This is a genomic window from Thauera sp. AutoDN2 (assembly GCF_051280715.1).
Lineage (GTDB): Bacteria > Pseudomonadota > Gammaproteobacteria > Burkholderiales > Rhodocyclaceae > Thauera.
The window spans coordinates 1-16,926 of record NZ_JBNCAR010000024.1; the positions used below are offsets into that span (position 1 = coordinate 1).

Sequence of the window (16,926 nt, forward strand, 5' to 3'; positions counted from 1 at the left end):
TCGAACACTTCGAGGCCCTCCTGCCCTGGAATCTCAAGGCTGAGCAGTTGATCACGGCGTAGCGAGCCCGGGGAAGATGGGGTTCGTGGAGCGCTTACACATGTATCGCCGTAGGGCTGATCTTTGTGCTTCTTGCACTCGGCACCCCCGTATTTGCGGCCCTCGCTCTATCAGGCGCCTTCGGTATCGTCATGGTTGAGAACCTCGATTTCCTTCTCAACCGCCTCAAATCGCTTCCATTCTCCACCACTGCAAGCTATTCACTCACGGTCATTCCCCTCTTCATCCTGATGGGGGCCTTCGCTCATCACGCGCAAGTCGGTAAGCGACTGTTCAATGTCGCACGCAAGTGGGTTGGGCATTTGCCGGGCGGTCTTGCCATGGCCGGGATCCTTACTTCGGCAGGCTTTGCGGCCACATCGGGATCATCGGTCGCCACGGCCGCCACGGTTGGCGCGGTCGCGATCCCTGAGATGAAGAAGGCGGGTTACGACCCCCGCCTCGCTGCAGGCTCGGTCGCAGCGGGCGGTGTTCTAGGCGTACTGATTCCGCCTTCGGTTCTTCTGATTTTCTATGCCGCGCTTACGGAAGTGTCCGCAGGCAAGATGTTGATCGCCGGTTTTGTACCGGGGATTCTGACCACGCTCGTTTTCATGGCCGGCATTGCGGTGATCGGCCGCCGTGGCATGAACCAAGAGGCGCGCAGCCCGCGTTCGCCGTGGGGCGAGCGAGTTCGTGCAACGGGACAAGCCTGGCAGGTAGTCGTGCTTTTCGTACTCGTACTTGGCGGAATCTACGTTGGCCTCATCACCCCGACTGAAGCGGGTGCAATCGGGGCGCTCGCCGCCCTCGTGATGCTGCTGTTCTCACGCGTCGCCCGTGCATCGCTGGGCACGCGGCTCCTGGATAGCTTTCGCAGTACCGCGACCACCACGGTGATGATCCTCTTCACGATGATCGGTGCCGGGATATTCAGCTATTTCCTGACCCTAGTTCAAATACCGCAGGCGATTGCAGAGGTGATTGTTGAAAGCGGCATCTCTCCTTCCTTGATTGTCGCGGTTCTGCTGCTGGCCTATGTCCCACTGGGGATGTTCCTCGATGCGTTCTCGATGATGGTAATCACCCTGCCGATCGTGTTCCCCACGGTTTCAGGGCTTGGCTTTGACCCGATTTGGTTCGGAATCTTATGCGTCAAGATGTGCGAGATCGGGCTGATGACACCTCCGGTAGGCTTGAATTGCTTTGTCATCGCAGGGATCGACCGAAGCACATCCTTGGCAGACGTATTCCGTGGCGCGCAGTGGTTCGTGGCAATGGAGATGTTCACCGTGGCCATCCTGTTCGCATTTCCCGCGATCACGACCTGGTTGCCCGAAACGATGATGGGACGCTGAGGAAAGGGAGAAGCTCATGCGCGAGAACTATGGCACGGCACTCATCACGGGCGGTGGGTCGGGGATCGGGCGGGCCGCTGCGCTTGCACTCGCTCAACGAGGCGCGCGCGTCGTCGTCACTGACTTGAGGCTCGAGAGTGCCATCGAAGTTGCTCGGGAGATCACGACGGCGGGTGGTGAGGCAATCGGTATCGCGCTCGATGTTGGAGATGCGGCGTCGATACTGTCGGGGTTCGATCGAACGGAGGCAGAGTTCGGGAATGTGGATGTCCTTGTAAACAGCGCTGGACTGCTCTTGGTCGAGCCACTCCTCAGCTTTTCTCCGGAAAGTTGGGAGAGGGTGATGCGCGTCAATGTCACCGGAACCTTCCTGGCAAGCCAGCGCGCTGCGCAAGGCATGGCCGAACGAGGCTATGGACGTATTGTTAACATCACCTCTGTCTCGGGGCTACGAGCAGGGGTGGGGCGCACGGCCTACGGCACATCAAAGGCTGCCATCATTGGCCTCACCCGGCAGTTTGCGCTGGAACTCGGCCCTCTCGGAGTGACCGCGAACGCGATTGCTCCGGGAGCAATCGAGACCCCGATGACATTGGGTACCTACAGTGATGAGACCTGGGAAAACATTCTTGCTATGGTCCCCACGAAGCGCCGTGGCACTCCCCAGGATATCGCTGAGGCGATCGTCTACATTGCGTCCCCTGCCGCCTCTTACGTTAACGGAGAGACGCTCACCGTGGACGGAGGCTATGTGGCCGCCGGCATGACACAGACAGGCAGGTTACGCGTCTGACCCGTGGAAATTGTTTCGACGCCCGGAATCGATACGCTACAGGCCAATCTTCGGGCTCGATGACACCGGGTAGGAGCGAGAAGTCGACGGGATTCAGCACGGATTCGCCTGCAGTTGCCTCCACGAAAGATGTGCGCTCCCACTTGTCACCCCGAAGGGGCCAAGGCGCGTCGTAACGTCGTGCGCCGACGGACAAGGCGTAGCAGTAGCGCTGCGTCCGTACTCAGTGCATGGGACTATCACGGTCGCCGAAATCTCAACAGCAAACACCGAGAGACATTCCTGAATGAACACCCGCTACCTCGACGATCTGCAGGCCGGTCAGACCTTCAAGACCAATGGTGTAACGCTCACAGAGGGCGACATCATCGACTTCGCACTGAAGTATGACCCTCAGCCGTTTCACTTGGACGTCGTAGAGGCCGCGCAATCCCCCTACGGTGGCCTCATCGCCAGCGGGTTCCAGAGTGTCGCCTACTGCTTCCGCTTATTCATACAAAGCGGAGTCTTTCTTGATTCCAGTATCGGGTCTCCGGGAATTGACGAGCTCAGGTGGCTCGCGCCTGTTAGGCCCGGCGATACCCTACGCACAGAGGTCGAAGTGCTTGAGGTTCGTCCATCGTCGTCGAAACCTGACCGTGGGATTGCAAAACTCAAGTATCAAGCGAGAAACCAGCAGAACGAAGTAGTTTTGACCTTCCTGGTTAATCACCTTCTCAGGCGTCGTGTGTCGTGACGTCTCTGCCAAGCAGCTCAAGCCGCTTACGGTGAACACCAAATGGCATGCAGATATTCGTTCACCGACACCCAGGACGAAAGTGCAGGTGCCGGGCCGCTGGCAGACAAGGTGCATCACATGCCCTCGAGGCTCGGACGTTCGCGCAACTGGATCATCAAGCAGGCGCTTCTCCCAAGAGGAGACGCACGCCCGCCCGGCCCGATAGGCGCTGGCTGACGTCGACGCAGGCCTCATCATCGACCACCTGGCAGTGCAGACTTGGGCGGATAGTCTTGGTACGAAGACGGCGCTGCCGCACGGGTGAGGCTAAGGTGGTCCAGCAAAGCGCTTTCCGCAAAAGGCGCCCATGTGAATAGCTTGCTGACGGTGCTCGCGAACATGTCGCCTGTTGCATTGGCGATCACCTACGGCACGTGGTCGGGACCCCTTCCGTGCTGCGATTGGTCGCAGCCGGCGGAACGGCTTGCAATCCTGACCCTCTCAGATATACTCATAACCATATATTTTTAAACACTTTTCTTGATCTCAACTGGCTAAGAAGTCGGCTTGCCAATTTATGCCGACATCTCTGCCAACAATTGAAGGGCAAACTCGGTGGAACGCCTGTAGATGAAGGGGGCGACCTGCCAATTTATGCCCTTCGCTACAATAGTCCCTCCAGCCGAGCGTAGCCATCCCCACCGTCCTCCACCTCGACCCCGACCTCCTCGTCGTAGACAAGCCCGCCGGCCTGCTCTCGGTGCCCGCACGCGGTGCCGACCGTCAGGACTGCCTCGCAGCGCGTGTCCAGGCCCTCCACCCGGACGCGCTGATCGTGCATCGCCTGGACGCGGCCACCTCGGGGCTGGTGCTGTTCGCACGCGGCCTTGAGATGCTGCGCCGCATGAGCCTTGCGTTCGAGCAGCGCATGGTGGGCAAGGAGTACCTGGCGGTCGTTCAGGGGCATCTGGCACACGACGCAGGGGAGATCGACCTGCCGCTGGGCGAGGACGCCGCACACCGCCCACGCCAGGTCATCGACCCGCTACACGGCAGGCGCTCGCTCACGCGCTACCGGGTACTGGCGCGCGTGGGCAAGGGCGCCGAAGCACGCACGCGTGTGGCGCTGAAACCGGTGACAGGGCGTGCACACCAGTTGCGCGTTCATCTGCAGGCGCTCGGCCACCCGATCCTCGGCGATCCGCTGTACGCACCACCGGACCAAGCCGCGCATTTCGCACGCATGCATCTGCACGCCACGCGCATCGCCTTCATCCATCCGCGCACTCGGATACCCCTGAAGTTCGAGAGCCCCGTGCCGTTCTGAGCATCCCGCATCGACAGGGGGGCGCAGGGGGCCCACGTGCGACACACCCCACGCTGTTCTCGTACGCTCTCAACGCTTTACGCGCTGCTGTCTAGAGACCGGCCCCAGACCGCTTCTGCGAACCTGCCAGGCCCCGCCCCCTTCTCAGGCAAACGCGAGTTCGACCCGGTTGCGCCCTAGGCGCTTCGCGTTGAGGAGGGCTCCATCGGCTGCCTCGGTGAGCGCCGAGGCCGCGCTGATCTCGGGATACACCGAAATTCCGGCGCTGAACGTGGCGTAGAGGGAGCCTCCGGAATGTGCATGCGGGAGCACCGCGAAATCGCCCCGGATCCGGTCGATCACGGTTCTTGCCACCTCGGTGTCAGCACCCGGCAAGGCCACGATGAACTCTTCGCCGCCATAACGACCGATCAGATCAGTGGCGCGCAGACGTCCCTTCAGCAGCCACGCCAAACCGCGGATCACCTGATCGCCAACCGGATGTCCATAGGTATCGTTGATCGACTTGAAATGATCAATGTCGATCATCGCCACCGTGATTCGGGTCGGCTCGGCGGCGCTGGCGACCATCGCCTGCAGGCGCGCCTTCGCTGCGGTATGGTTGAGCAGACCGGTCAGCCCGTCGACCTGGCTGGAACGCTGCGTTTCGCGGAAGCGCGCGATCTTCGTCTTCACCACAGCAGCCAGCAGCACCGGGTTGAAGGGCTTGATCAGGAACTGGTCGCCACCGAGTCGCAGCGCCTCGACCTGCATGCCAACATTGGACTCCCCGGACAGATACACGATCGGGATCGACTGATACGCAGACATCTGGCGCAGCACCCGCGTGGCCTCGACGCCATTGAAGCGCGGCATGTACATGTCCATCAGGATGAGGTCCGGGCGGTACTGCTCCAGCACCTCCAGCAGCGTGCCCGGATCGCCGATCGCCTGGCTGTCGATACCGTGCTCGGCCAGCGTGCGCTGGATCAGGGCGGTGGCCACGCGGGAATCCTCCACCACGAGCACCCTGTGCCTTACCTGCTCATGCGCCTGCACCAGATCAAGAATCCGGCTGAGTACGGCGGACGACTGCTCCTCGGCAGGGATCGCGACATCGATGCCTGCGCGCATCAGCACCACGATCGGATCGATGTCAGAGCGTACACCAAGGTAAAACAACTGGCTCGCCGGGCAGGCCGTGCGCACGGCCTCGATGCGCTCAAGTTCCTGTGGTTGCGCCACGGCGTGGCTGGGCACGAACAACACCGCAAGCGGCCCCTCCGTCCCGGGGAAATCGCTCTCCCAGCCGATCAGCGCCACCTTGAAGCCAAAGAACTGCAACTGGCGACTCAAGCCTTCACCGAGCTCGCGTCCATTGGGATCTGCCACGATCCAAACCGACCTGGGCTTCACCCAGTCGATCTCCTTCCGTGCAGGCGCATCCGGTTTGGCCCGGCACGCCGGCACCGGCGTCCGCGAGGTGTTCACCGAACCCAGCAGGGTGTCGAGCTGACGCTGCAGGGACGCGATGTCCTGCTGCGGCAAGGGATGTGAGGACTGGTCGCCGAGTCGCGCAAGCGCGGCGTTCTCCAGCCCCTCGCATAGCCGCACGAGCCCAGGCAGACGAATACGGCTGAAGTGCTCGGCGAGGCTGTTGATCGCCACCGCAAACTCGATGAACTGCTCGAATCGCCCGTCCTCGACATACCGATCCCAGCGCCTCCGAAGCGCATGAAGACGGTCCTCGACAGAACTGGGCGGCAGACTGGACATGACGGGCTCCGCGTGTGCGATCGGGCATTCTCCCCTTCCCGGGAGCGCAACACAAGGCCTGAATATTCCAATCGGATGCCTTCGCAACCCGGTGAGCAACCTGTGTCCGAACGATGGCAAGACCGCAGCCCTCGCCACACGACCAACGGGGCACATCCCGGAGCAAATGATGCAAACACGCCACAAACCGTCCAGAAGGTCCCGGGCGATGAGAGAATCCGCGCCCCGAACGCGCCAGCCCATGGCGCTACCCCCTGTTTACAAAACAATTCCAGTACAAAGGACAAGATGATGTCGAAGAAGTTGGCAGCCCTGATCGCCCTCGGCCTCGCGACCGCAACGCCGGTCATGGCCGGACAGGCCGATGCGAAGGGTTTCGTTGAAGACAGCGCGCTGAACGTGCTGTTGCGGAACGCTTACATCAATCGCGACTACAGCGACGGCCGCCAGGACAGCGCCGAATGGGGCCAGGGCATCGTCGCCAACTTCGAGTCGGGCTTCACCCAGGGCACCGTCGGCTTCGGCGTCGACGCGTTCGCTGCCTACGGCCTGCGCCTGGACAGCACCCGCCGTCGCAGTGGCAATGGCGGCATCGACTTCTTCATCCAGGACAGCAATGGCAACCCGGAGCACGACGTCGCAAAAGGTGGCGCCTCGCTGAAGGTGCGCCTGTCCAGCACGGTGCTCGCCTACGGCGACCTGCGCCCGAGCCTGCCCGTGCTCAACCACGACGACTCGCGCCTGCTGCCGGAGAGCTTCACCGGCACCATGTTGACCTCGAACGAGATCGAAGGCCTCGAATTCGTTGCCGGCACCTTCCACGCCCAGTCGCGCAAGAGCGACGAGGGTCGTGACAGCGGCGGCCTGAAGGGCATCGACGTGATCGGCGCAAGCTACGCCTTCAGCGACGCCCTGAGCGCTGCGCTCTACGCCTCCGACGTCGACAACGTCGTGCGCGCGAACTCGTTCAAGCGCCAGTATCTCAACCTGAACTACACGCTGCCGATCGCCAGCAACACGCTGAACTTCGACTTCAACGGCTACCGCACCGAGTACGACGTCAGCAAAGACAAGAACCGCATCTGGAGCCTGGCCGCAACCTACGCCACCGGCCCGCATGCGTTCACGCTGGCCTATCAGCGCAGCACCGGCGATGTCGGCTACGACTATGGCTGGTACCAGAACGCGGGCGGCACCGGCAACGGCGGCGGCTCGATCTGGCTGGCGAACTCCTACTGGTCCGACTTCAACGCCAAGGACGAGCGGTCGTGGCAACTCGCCTACTCGGTGGACTTCGCCCAGTACGGTCTCCCCGGCCTGAAGTACCGCGTCGCCTATGTCCGCGGCAGCGACATCGACGTCGGCACCACCACCGATGGCAAGGAACACGAGTTCTTCAATCAGGTCTCCTACACCGTGCAGAGCGGCGCCGCCAAGGACCTGAGCCTGCGCCTGCGCACCTCCTCGCTGCGCGTTTCGAGCGATGCGATCGGCTATAACAACAGCGGCAAGGAAGTCCGCGTGTTCGTCGACTACCCGTTCAACGTGTTCTGATCCGCAACGCACAGGCGAAAAAAACGGGAGCCGAGGCTCCCGTTTTGTTGGCCTTTCACCGCGGCCAGCGGGCGTTTTCAAACCCGCCAGCCGAAAACCCGAACTACTCAGCCAAGATCGAAGCGGTCGGCATTCATGACCTTCGTCCACGCGACAACGAAGTCACGCACGAACTTTTCCTTGCTGTCGTCCTGCGCATACACCTCAGCGTAGGCGCGCAGGATGGCGTTGGAGCCGAACACCAGATCGACGCGGGTCGCGGTCCACTTCTTCGCGCCGCTCTTGCGCTCGACGATGTCGTAGCTGTTACGCCCGGTGGGCTTCCAGCTGTAGGACATGTCGGTCAGATGGACGAAGAAGTCGTTGCTCAGCACACCGACCCGGTCGGTGAAGACGCCATGCTGGCTACCGCCGTGATTGGTACCCAGCACGCGCATGCCACCGATCAGCACCGTCATCTCCGGGGCCGTCAGGCCGAGCAACTGGGCGCGGTCGAGCAGCATCTCCTCGGGCTGGACCACATAGTCCTTCTTCTGCCAGTTGCGGAAGCCGTCATGCAGCGGCTCGAGCACTTCGAAGGACTCGACGTCGGTCTGCGCCTGCGTAGCATCACCACGACCCGGGGCGAACGGCACCTCGACGCTGAAGCCCGCGGCCTTGATCGCCTGCTCCAGGCCGACGTTGCCGCCCAGCACGATCACGTCCGCCACGCTGGCACCGGTCTCGGCGGCGATCTTCTCGTACGCCGCCAGCACCTTGGCCAGGCGGGTCGGCTCGTTGCCTTCCCAGTCCTTCTGCGGCGCAAGGCGAATACGCGCCCCGTTGGCACCGCCGCGGTAGTCAGAGCCGCGGAAGGTGCGGGCACTGTCCCAGGCGGTGGCAACCATGTCGCTCACCGACAGCCCGGCGGCGGCGATCTTCGCCTTCACCGCGGCAACGTCGTAGTCCTTGCGGCCGGCCGGCACCGGATCCTGCCAGATCAGGTCCTCAGAAGGCACGTCGGGGCCGATGTAGCGCGTCTTCGGGCCCATGTCGCGGTGGGTCAGCTTGAACCACGCACGGGCGAAGACTTCCTCGAAGTAGGCCTGATCGTCGCGGAAGCGCTCGGCGATCTTGCGGTACTCGGGGTCGAACTTCAGCGCCATGTCGGCGTCAGTCATCATCGGCTTGCAGCGGATCGACGGATCCTCGACGTCGACCGGCATGTCTTCCTCGGCGATGTGGACCGGCTCCCACTGCCAGGCACCGGCGGGCGACTTCTGCAGCCACCAGTCATGCTTGAACAGCATGTCGAAGTAGCCGTTGTCCCACTTGGTCGGCTTCGACGTCCACGCGCCCTCGATGCCGCTGGTCACCGTGTTGCGGCCGATGCCGCGGGTCGTGTGGTTCATCCAGCCGAAACCCTGCTCTTCAAGATCGGCGCCTTCCGGTGCCGGGCCGAGATTGGCCGCGCTACCGTTGCCGTGCGCCTTGCCGACCGTGTGACCGCCAGCGGTGAGCGCGACGGTTTCCTCGTCGTTCATCGCCATGCGGGCAAAGGTCACGCGCATGTCCTGGGCCGTCTTGAACGGGTCGGGCTTGCCGTCGACACCTTCCGGGTTCACGTAGATCAGGCCCATCATCACCGCGGCAAGCGGGTTCTCCAGGTCGCGCTGACCGGAGTAGCGCGAGCCCTCGCTGCCGCTCGGGGCAAGCCATTCCTTCTCCGAGCCCCAGTAGATGTCCTTCTCGGGATGCCAGATGTCCTCACGGCCGAACGCGAAGCCGAAGGTCTTGAAGCCCATCGACTCGTAAGCCATGTTGCCGGCGAGGATGATGAGGTCAGCCCAGCTGACCTTGTTGCCGTACTTCCGCTTGATCGGCCACAGCAGGCGGCGGGCCTTGTCGAGGTTGCCGTTGTCCGGCCAGGAGTTGAGCGGCGCGAAGCGCTGGTTGCCGGTGCCGCCGCCACCACGGCCGTCGGCCACGCGGTAGGTGCCGGCAGCATGCCAGGCCATGCGGATCATCAGGCCGCCGTAGTGGCCCCAGTCGGCCGGCCACCATTCCTGGCTGTCCGTCATCAGGGCCTTGAGGTCGTTCTTCAGCGCGTCGACGTCGAGCTTCTTCAGTTCCTCGCGGTAGTTGAAGTCCGGCCCCAGCGGGTTGGTCTTGGTGTCGTGCTGGTGGAGGATGTCCAGGTTCAGCGCCTTGGGCCACCACTCCATCACCGAGTTGCCGGCGGCCGTGTTGCCACCATGCATGACCGGGCACTTGCCCGCGGTACTCGTGCCGTTTCCACTCATCTCGTTCTCCTTCTGTGGATTTGCTTGACCTTGATCCTGAATGACGGCCGTGCAGCGACGCGTGCCCTGTCGCGCCGGCTCTCAGCGACTGCTGCCCCATCCTGTGGGGCAGATTCATTGCCCACGGACTCAGCGTAGCAAACATCGCGCAGGAGTGAAGCAATTGCGATGATTTATTCAGGCTATCGTAAAATACTCCTTAAAAGTTTTTGCGTATCAAAATGCTTCCACAAGAAGCACATACCGCCGACTCCACCTTTCCGCCGCGGCAAGGCCAGGGCGCGGTCGCCGTGCAGGTTCCGGGCTGCAAGGCTCCACTCAGCGCCACCTTCTCCAAGCACACCATCTCCGGCCCGGTGCTCGGTGTGGGCGTGGCACAACTGTCCGCCCACCGCGACGCCCTGATTTCAGCCTGGCAATCAGCCCTGCAGCAATCGGCCCGATAGCCCCCCGAAGGCTGTTTTTGAAGGAAAATGCCGTACTCGCCCGCTGGCCGCAATGTACGGCAGGGCCGCGGATTCATCCTTCAGGAAGCAAGCATGCTGCAAACGTTCCCCGCCTTCGCCGGCGTGAAAGGCCCCGTCGTCGTCGTCGTCATGGATGGCTACGGCATTCCGACGAACCCGACCGGCAGCGCCATCGACGCGGCGCGCAAGCCCACCCTCGACCGCCTGTTCGCGCAATACCCCAACATCACGCTGCGCGCGCACGGCACCGCGGTGGGCATGCCGTCCGACGACGACATGGGCAACTCCGAGGTCGGCCACAACGCCATCGGCGCCGGCCAGGTCTATGCGCAGGGCGCAGCCCTGGTCGCCAACGCCATCGCCGAAGGCGCAATCTGGCAGGGAGAGGCCTGGCAGCAGATCGTCACCGGCGCCAAAGAAGGCCGAGGCGTCCTCCACTTCATCGGCCTGTTCTCCGACGGCAACGTGCACAGCCACATCGACCACCTCAAGGCGATGGTGCTGCGCGCCAAGGAAGAGGGCATGCCCACCGTGCGCATTCACGCCCTGCTCGACGGCCGCGACGTGCCCGAGACCAGCGCGCTCGACTACGTCGTACCCTTCGAGGCCTTCCTGCAGGACGTGAGCACCGCCGGCTTCGACGCCCGCATCGCCTCCGGCGGCGGCCGCCAGACCATCACCATGGACCGCTACGACGCCAACTGGCCGATGGTGGCGCGCGGCTGGCGCACCCATGTGCTGGGCGAAGGCCCGCAGTTCGCCAACGCCGCCGAGGCGGTGCACGGCCTGCGCACGAAGCACCCTGGCACCATCGACCAGGATCTGCCCGAGTTCGTCGTTGCTGAAAACGGCAAGCCGATCGGTACCATCGAGGACGGCGACTCGGTCGTGTTCTACAACTTCCGCGGCGATCGCGCGATCGAGATCACCCGCGCCTTCGTGGAAGAGGATTTCACCGAGTTCGACCGCGTGCGCGCCCCACGCGTGACCTACGCCGGCATGCTGCAGTACGACGGCGACCTGCAGTTGCCCAAGCGCTTCCTGGTCGCCCCGCCGGCGATCAAGGACACCTCGGGTGAATGGTTCAGCAAGTCGGGCCTGGCGCAGTTCGCCTGCTCCGAGACGCAGAAGTTCGGCCACGTCACCTATTTCTGGAACGGCAACCGGTCGAACAAATTCGACGGCGAGACCTGGCAGGAAGTCCCCAGCGACGTCGTGCCCTTCGAGCAGCGCCCGTGGATGAAGGCCGCCGAGATCACCGACGCGATGATCGCCGCGCTGCAGTCGGGCCAGTACAAGGTGCTCCGCTGCAACTACGCCAACGGCGATATGGTGGGCCACACCGGTAACTTCCGCGCAGCGACCATGGCAATCGAGGCGGTGGACCTGGCACTGGCGCGCCTGCTACAGGCGATCGACACCGCCGGCGGCGTGGCGCTGATCACCGCCGACCACGGCAATGCCGACGAGATGTTCGAACTCGACAAGAAGACGAAGCAGCCCGCGCTGAACCAGGACGGCAGCTACAAGGCGAAGACCGCACACACCCTCAACCCGGTGCCGCTGATCCTCTACGACAACGTCAGCGGCGGCAGGCTGGGCCTCGCGCACACGGAAACCGCCGGCCTGTCGAACATCGCCGCCACGGTGGCGAACCTGCTCGGGCTGGAAAAGCACCAGAAATGGGATGAAAGTCTGCTGGTCGTGAAGTAACTCCGGCGGCAGAGACGCCGCTGCACCTCGTCGCCACACCGCGCCACGACCGGCTCAACGCCGGTCGCCAGCGCCGATCAGACGAAGAGGTTCAGCGCATCCCCGCCCGCCAGCGCGGGCTCAGCGGCCGAGAGCACCGCCCGCGCAGCCTCTGTTTCGCGCGCCGCACACCCGAGCGGGTCGTCGACGCCGAAGCGCCGTGCATCCTCGGCCTCGGCGAGCAGGCTGTGGGCCGTACCCACATGGTGGCCAAAGGCCGCCAGCGCACTGCAGCTTGCGGCATCGGCGCCGTGCAGCATTGCCATGCACTGCACGCCGGCCTCGAACAGCGTGGCCCGACGGCGGCGCACGATGTCCAGACAGTGATCCGCATCACACCCACCCGTGTCACGCGCCACCCGGTACATCACCTCACCCTCCGCAATCCGGTTGGTCGCATCCGAAAGCACACGCATGACGGCCATGTCGTCGAGATCCACGATCATGCGAAACGCTCCCGTGTAGAGCAGGTCACCCAGCAGGATGTTGCCCGCATTGCCAAACAATGCGCCCTCACTGTGCGCATCCGCGCCGCCCCCGCTCGCCTCGGTGACGCCATCATGCAGCGCGAGCGAAATCTGGATCAGTTCCACCGCCGCAGCCAGCGCATACTGCCGCTCGCCGGCATACCCCAGCCCGCGCGCGGCGGCCACCACCAGCGCCGGACGCACCCGCTCGCTGCCATGCAGGATCAGGTCGACGACCTGGCGGATCAGCACCACATCGCTGTTGAACTGGGCGCGAATGCGCGCATCAACCCGCTCCATGTCGCTCTGGAGCCAGTCGGGAAGGGGATCGGGTAACTGGAGCATGTTCAGACAGCCTTTGGGGCCGCGGATTTCGGCCGTTTGCGGTTCGCCCGCGAGTCTATAGCCGCACCGCCGTGCTGACCAGCCACCGGGCGCAAAGACCACGCTCGGAACCGCCTACAAACCCATACACGCCCGATACATGCTGTGGCGCACAATTCTCCGTGAACGAACCCGTCTCGATCGGTCACGCGTTCTGCAGGAGCCCATCATGAAACGAATCAAACACACGCTCGCCACCATCCTCGTCCTCCTCAGCCTGCTTTGGCTTTGGGCCGATCCGCTCACGCTCGAGGGCGGGTCCTTCTTCGCCGTCCGCAGCATCGCCGTCCACTACAGCGGGGTGCTCGCCATGGGTGTCATGAGCATTGCCATGATCCTCGCGCTGCGCCCAGTGGCACTGGAGCCTCTGCTCGGCGGCATGGACAAGGCATATCGGCTGCACAAGTGGCTGGGCATCGCCGGCCTGTCGATCAGCGGCCTCCACTGGCTATGGGCGCAGGGGCCCAAATGGGCCGTAGGCTGGGGTCTGCTGGAACGCCCCCAGCGCGGCCCGCGTCCAGAGCAGACGGTGGAGCTCTTCCGGTTCTTCCAGGAACAGCGCGGGCTGGCGGAAACCATCGGTGAATGGGCCTTCTATGCCTTCATCGTGCTCGCGGCGATCGCGCTGATCAAGCGCTTTCCCTATCGCCGCTTCTTCCAGACTCACCGCGTGATGGCCGCGGTGTATCTGGCCCTCGTCCTGCATGGCGTGGTGCTCTTGCCCTTCGCCTACTGGAGCACCCCGCTCGGCGGCGTCATGGCCTTGCTGATGGCGGCCGGCAGCTACGCCGCCGTGCTCTCGCTGACCGGGCGCATCGGCCGCTCGCACCGCGCGCTGGGCACGGTAGAGCGCGTCATGCAGCACCCCGGCAACCAGGTCCTCGAAGTCGCTCTGCAGATCGACTCCTCCTGGCCCGGGCACCAGACCGGCCAGTTCGCGTTCGTAACCTTCGATGAGCGAGAAGGACCGCACCCCTTCACCATCTCATCCGCCTGGCAGGGCGACGGCCACATGACGTTCCTGATCAAGCCCTTGGGCGATTACACCCGCAGCCTGCCCGCCACGCTGAGGGCCGGCGACCCGGTTCGGGTCGAGGGGCCTTACGGACGCTTCGACTTCACCGGCACGCAAGCACACCAGATCTGGGTGGCCGGCGGCATCGGCATCACCCCCTTTATCGCCCGCCTGCAGGCGCTGGCCGCGCAGGGTGGCGACAAGCCGGTCGATCTGTTCTACAGCACCGCGGCGCCGGACGAGGGTTTCATCGCCCGCCTGCGCGAACTCGCCGCCCAGGCCCGGGTGAAGCTGCATGTACTCGTCACCGCGCACGACGGCCGCCTGGACGCCGAACGCATCTGCCGCAGCGTGCCGGCCTGGGCACAGGCAGGCGTGTGGTTCTGCGGGCCGGCAGGGTTCGGAAACACCTTGCGCGAAGCGCTTGGTGCGCGCGGCCTGGCGCCGGAGCGCTTCCATCAGGAGCTGTTCGAGATGCGCTGATGGCGCACGCCAATCGCCCCCGCAACAGCGCCCTGGAGCCTGCCGCAGGCCATGCTCTTACTGCGGGCCGTGCGCGGCCATCGCCTCCTCGCAGTAGACCGGCTTCATGTCCTTGGTGCAGAACGCCTTGAGCTTGCCCAGCGACTCCCGGTAGAACACGTTCCACTCCTCCTGGGTGGTGAAGCGGGCCGAGAGGGCGTAGTTGCAGCGCGAATGCAGCTGGTTGAGCTCGCCAACGGTCATGCCGTACTGCTCGGCGAAGATGGTCCGCAGTTGCTGCGCCGGCACCGTGCTGTTCATTGCAGCGGCGTCGTAGAGCGAGAACAGCTCGAAATCCTCGGCCGTGCACGGCGGGAACCCGGCCTGCGCGGCCCCCGCGAACATCAGCGACAGGCCGAACAGGGCAGACTTGAGAGGCTTCATGACAATTTCTCCAGGAGGAACGGATGCCGCGCCATCGGCCCGGCAAGGACAAGCGACATCAGGGCGCTAGCTTCTGCGCCCGGGCGGATCATTTCAAGCCCTGCGCGAGCACGGTCGCGGGCAGGGCGCGGCGGGAGACGAGCATCAGCCCGATCGCGCCGAAGTTCATCGTGAGCGCATAGACCACGCCCGCCACCGCCAGCTCGGGCTGGCGCAGGAGTACGATGGCGACGAAAATCGCCAGGCCGGCATTCTGCAGGCCACACTCCATCGCCACCGCCACCGCATCGCGGCGCGCAGCGCCCACCAGCACCACCAGCCCATAGGCGCAGCCCATGGCGAGGAAATTGAGCGCCAGCGTGGCCGGGCCCACTGCATGCAGGTTGGCGAGGATGGTGTCCTTGTGGGTAAAGAAGGTCGCTGCAACGATCACTGCGAAGAACAGCGTCGCCAGCCGGCCAATCGTCTTTTCACTGCGCGCGGTGAAGCCGGGCGCCTTGTGGCGCAGCAGCATTCCGGCCACGATCGGCAGCGTCGTCACCACCAGCACGCTGCCGATGAGCTTCCCCACCGGCAGCTCGGTCAGCTGCGCCGCGCCCTCGCCGAGCAACCCTCCGCCGAGCCAGGCCAGCACCCCCTTGACGAGCAGCGGGAAGCTCACCAGCGCCGCAAGACTGCTGATCACCGTCAGGGTCAGGGACAGGGCCGCATTGCCGCGCGCCAGATGGGTGAGGAAGCCCGAGCTTGCGCCGCCCGGACAGGCGGACAGGATCATCAGGCCGATGCCGAGCACGGGCGGCAGTTCGAACAGCATCACCACCGCCAGCGCGGCGAGCGGAACGAGCACGAGCTGGCCGAGCAGGCCCACGAGCAAGGCCTTCGGTTGCACGAACACTCGACCAAAATCGCCCGCCTGCAGCGCCAGCCCGACCGAGAACATGATGAAGGCCAGCGCCGCTGGCAGCAGGAAGTCGAGATTCATTTACGCAAGGGGAGGAAAGCAGTTCAGCAAGGAGATACCCACCGCGGCGAGCACGCCAGCCCGGGTGCCGGTTCGCGCGCTGTCAACAAGCACGCCATTGAAGGCTGCGCCGTCAGCCGCAGCACGGAAGCGACGTACCAGTTCGGGCAGCGCCGGCGCAGTCAGCAGCGCAAGCAGGGCACCGGGCAGGCCCGCCAGCGCCAGCGCCAGCAGCATCACCGGTGTGGCCAGCATCAGCACTGCGTAGCCCTTCCACGCGTGCTGCAGGCCCAGGACGGCAGCCAGCGTGCGGCGGCCGGCGCGCAGGTCGCTGTCGAGGTCGCGGAAGTTGTTCACCAGCAGCACCGCTGCAGCCGGCGCGCCGACCGCGATCCCCGCGAGCACGTCGCGCACATCGACGGTGCGCGATTGCAGCCAGTCGCTGCCGAGTACGGCGAGCACACCGAAGAACAGCAGCACGAAGATCTCGCCTAACGGCGAGTGCGAGATCGGCCACGGCCCGCCCGAATACGCCCAGCCGGCGAGCAACGCGGCGAGGCCGATGGCGAGAATCATCACGCCGCCGACGGCGCTGAGCCAGGCACCAAGGCCAAGGGCCACCAGCAGACAGAGCAGGGCACCGTGCTTGACCTCGGCCGCACTCGCCCAGCCCGCGAGCGTGACCCGCAAAGGTCCCCTGCGCTCGGGCCGGTCGGTGCCACGCTCGAAATCCACGGCATCGTTGTACAGATTGGTGCCGATCTGGATCAACAGCGCGCAGGCCAGGGTCGCGAGCAACACCATCCCGTCAAGCGCGCTGCCGCGCGCGACGGCGAGCGCCGTGCCCAGCGCCACCGGGGCCACCGCCATGCCGAGCGTGCGCGGACGGATCGCTGTCCACCAAACCCTCAGCGCACCCGGGCGGACGGCAGGGGGATGCGTATTCACGAGCAGCTCCTGCGCGGGGCAGGGCGGCATGCGAGGGCACGACAGGGTGCGAACGACCTTGCGGCCGCAAGGTACGCGATCTCTCTCATCGGGGAAGCTTGGTTCGGATTTGCGCCGGATTATCGCACAGCGGCCGGGCGCACCCGCGCCACGGCCCGGTAATCGTGAACGCAGGAAGGGGCAGAAGACCCTCGGGTCGA

The 16,926-nt window shown here is 64.5% G+C and carries 14 protein-coding genes; 8 read left to right on the forward strand and 6 right to left on the reverse strand.

The annotated features are described in order from the left end of the window. Positions 1-125 precede the first annotated feature (125 nt). The 4 genes from ACPT9U_RS12745 to ACPT9U_RS12760 all read left to right on the forward strand — a co-directional run bounded on the left by ACPT9U_RS12745 (position 126) and on the right by ACPT9U_RS12760 (position 4,235). Positions 126-1,397, forward strand: coding sequence for a TRAP transporter large permease (locus ACPT9U_RS12745; protein ID WP_435751210.1), 1,272 nt, complete (start codon positions 126-128; stop codon positions 1,395-1,397). Positions 1,398-1,413: 16 nt separating this feature from the next. Further along, a complete protein-coding gene (locus tag ACPT9U_RS12750) occupies positions 1,414-2,190 on the forward strand; it encodes an SDR family NAD(P)-dependent oxidoreductase (RefSeq protein ID WP_004257394.1) in 777 nt (258 codons plus the stop codon). Between the two features lie 286 nt (positions 2,191-2,476). Further along, on the forward strand, positions 2,477-2,926 hold the full coding sequence (locus tag ACPT9U_RS12755; RefSeq protein WP_418365318.1) for a MaoC family dehydratase: 450 nt from the start codon (positions 2,477-2,479) through the stop codon (positions 2,924-2,926). A gap of 676 nt (positions 2,927-3,602) precedes the next feature. Then, entirely contained in the window at positions 3,603-4,235 is a 633-nt protein-coding gene (locus ACPT9U_RS12760; protein WP_418365322.1) for an RluA family pseudouridine synthase, read from the forward strand. A 144-nt stretch (positions 4,236-4,379) separates the two neighbouring features. Here ACPT9U_RS12760 and ACPT9U_RS12765 read toward each other — a convergent pair whose 3' ends face one another. Then, positions 4,380-5,990 carry a GGDEF domain-containing response regulator gene (locus tag ACPT9U_RS12765; RefSeq protein ID WP_418365317.1) on the reverse strand — a complete coding sequence of 537 codons (1,611 nt, stop codon included), beginning with the start codon at positions 5,988-5,990 and terminating at the stop codon, positions 4,380-4,382. A 291-nt stretch (positions 5,991-6,281) separates the two neighbouring features. Between ACPT9U_RS12765 and ACPT9U_RS12770 the strand changes: the two genes are divergently transcribed. Continuing rightward, a complete protein-coding gene (locus ACPT9U_RS12770) occupies positions 6,282-7,544 on the forward strand; it encodes an OprD family porin (protein ID WP_418365316.1) in 1,263 nt (420 codons plus the stop codon). Between the two features lie 107 nt (positions 7,545-7,651). Here the strand turns inward: ACPT9U_RS12770 and katG are convergent, their stop codons facing one another. After that, entirely contained in the window at positions 7,652-9,826 is a 2,175-nt protein-coding gene (katG, locus tag ACPT9U_RS12775) for a catalase/peroxidase HPI (protein WP_435751211.1), read from the reverse strand. A gap of 221 nt (positions 9,827-10,047) precedes the next feature. Between katG and ACPT9U_RS12780 the strand changes: the two genes are divergently transcribed. Both ACPT9U_RS12780 and gpmI read left to right on the forward strand, forming a co-directional pair. Beyond that, positions 10,048-10,272: a hypothetical protein gene (locus ACPT9U_RS12780; protein WP_418365314.1), complete on the forward strand. Its 225-nt coding sequence runs from the start codon at positions 10,048-10,050 to the stop codon at positions 10,270-10,272. Positions 10,273-10,365: 93 nt separating this feature from the next. Then, complete coding sequence (gene gpmI, locus ACPT9U_RS12785) at positions 10,366-12,006, forward strand: 2,3-bisphosphoglycerate-independent phosphoglycerate mutase (RefSeq protein WP_435751212.1); 1,641 nt, start codon at positions 10,366-10,368, stop codon at positions 12,004-12,006. A 77-nt stretch (positions 12,007-12,083) separates the two neighbouring features. On the opposite strand, the gene ACPT9U_RS12790 is transcribed toward gpmI, so the two are convergent. After that, positions 12,084-12,857 carry a polyprenyl synthetase family protein gene (locus tag ACPT9U_RS12790; protein ID WP_418365312.1) on the reverse strand — a complete coding sequence of 258 codons (774 nt, stop codon included), beginning with the start codon at positions 12,855-12,857 and terminating at the stop codon, positions 12,084-12,086. Between the two features lie 208 nt (positions 12,858-13,065). Between ACPT9U_RS12790 and ACPT9U_RS12795 the strand changes: the two genes are divergently transcribed. Then, positions 13,066-14,394 (forward strand): ferredoxin reductase family protein, encoded by a 1,329-nt coding sequence (locus ACPT9U_RS12795; protein ID WP_435751213.1) that lies wholly within the window; start codon positions 13,066-13,068, stop codon positions 14,392-14,394. Between the two features lie 57 nt (positions 14,395-14,451). Here the strand turns inward: ACPT9U_RS12795 and ACPT9U_RS12800 are convergent, their stop codons facing one another. The 3 genes from ACPT9U_RS12800 to menA all read right to left on the reverse strand — a co-directional run bounded on the left by ACPT9U_RS12800 (position 14,452) and on the right by menA (position 16,726). Beyond that, positions 14,452-14,817 (reverse strand): hypothetical protein, encoded by a 366-nt coding sequence (locus tag ACPT9U_RS12800; RefSeq protein WP_418365310.1) that lies wholly within the window; start codon positions 14,815-14,817, stop codon positions 14,452-14,454. Positions 14,818-14,905: 88 nt separating this feature from the next. Continuing rightward, positions 14,906-15,799, reverse strand: coding sequence for a bile acid:sodium symporter family protein (locus tag ACPT9U_RS12805; RefSeq protein WP_418365309.1), 894 nt, complete (start codon positions 15,797-15,799; stop codon positions 14,906-14,908). Continuing rightward, the gene (menA, locus tag ACPT9U_RS12810) at positions 15,800-16,726 is read right to left on the reverse strand and encodes a 1,4-dihydroxy-2-naphthoate octaprenyltransferase (RefSeq protein WP_418365308.1); all 927 of its coding nucleotides are present in this window, start codon (positions 16,724-16,726) and stop codon (positions 15,800-15,802) included. It lies immediately after the preceding gene. Positions 16,727-16,926 lie beyond the last annotated feature (200 nt).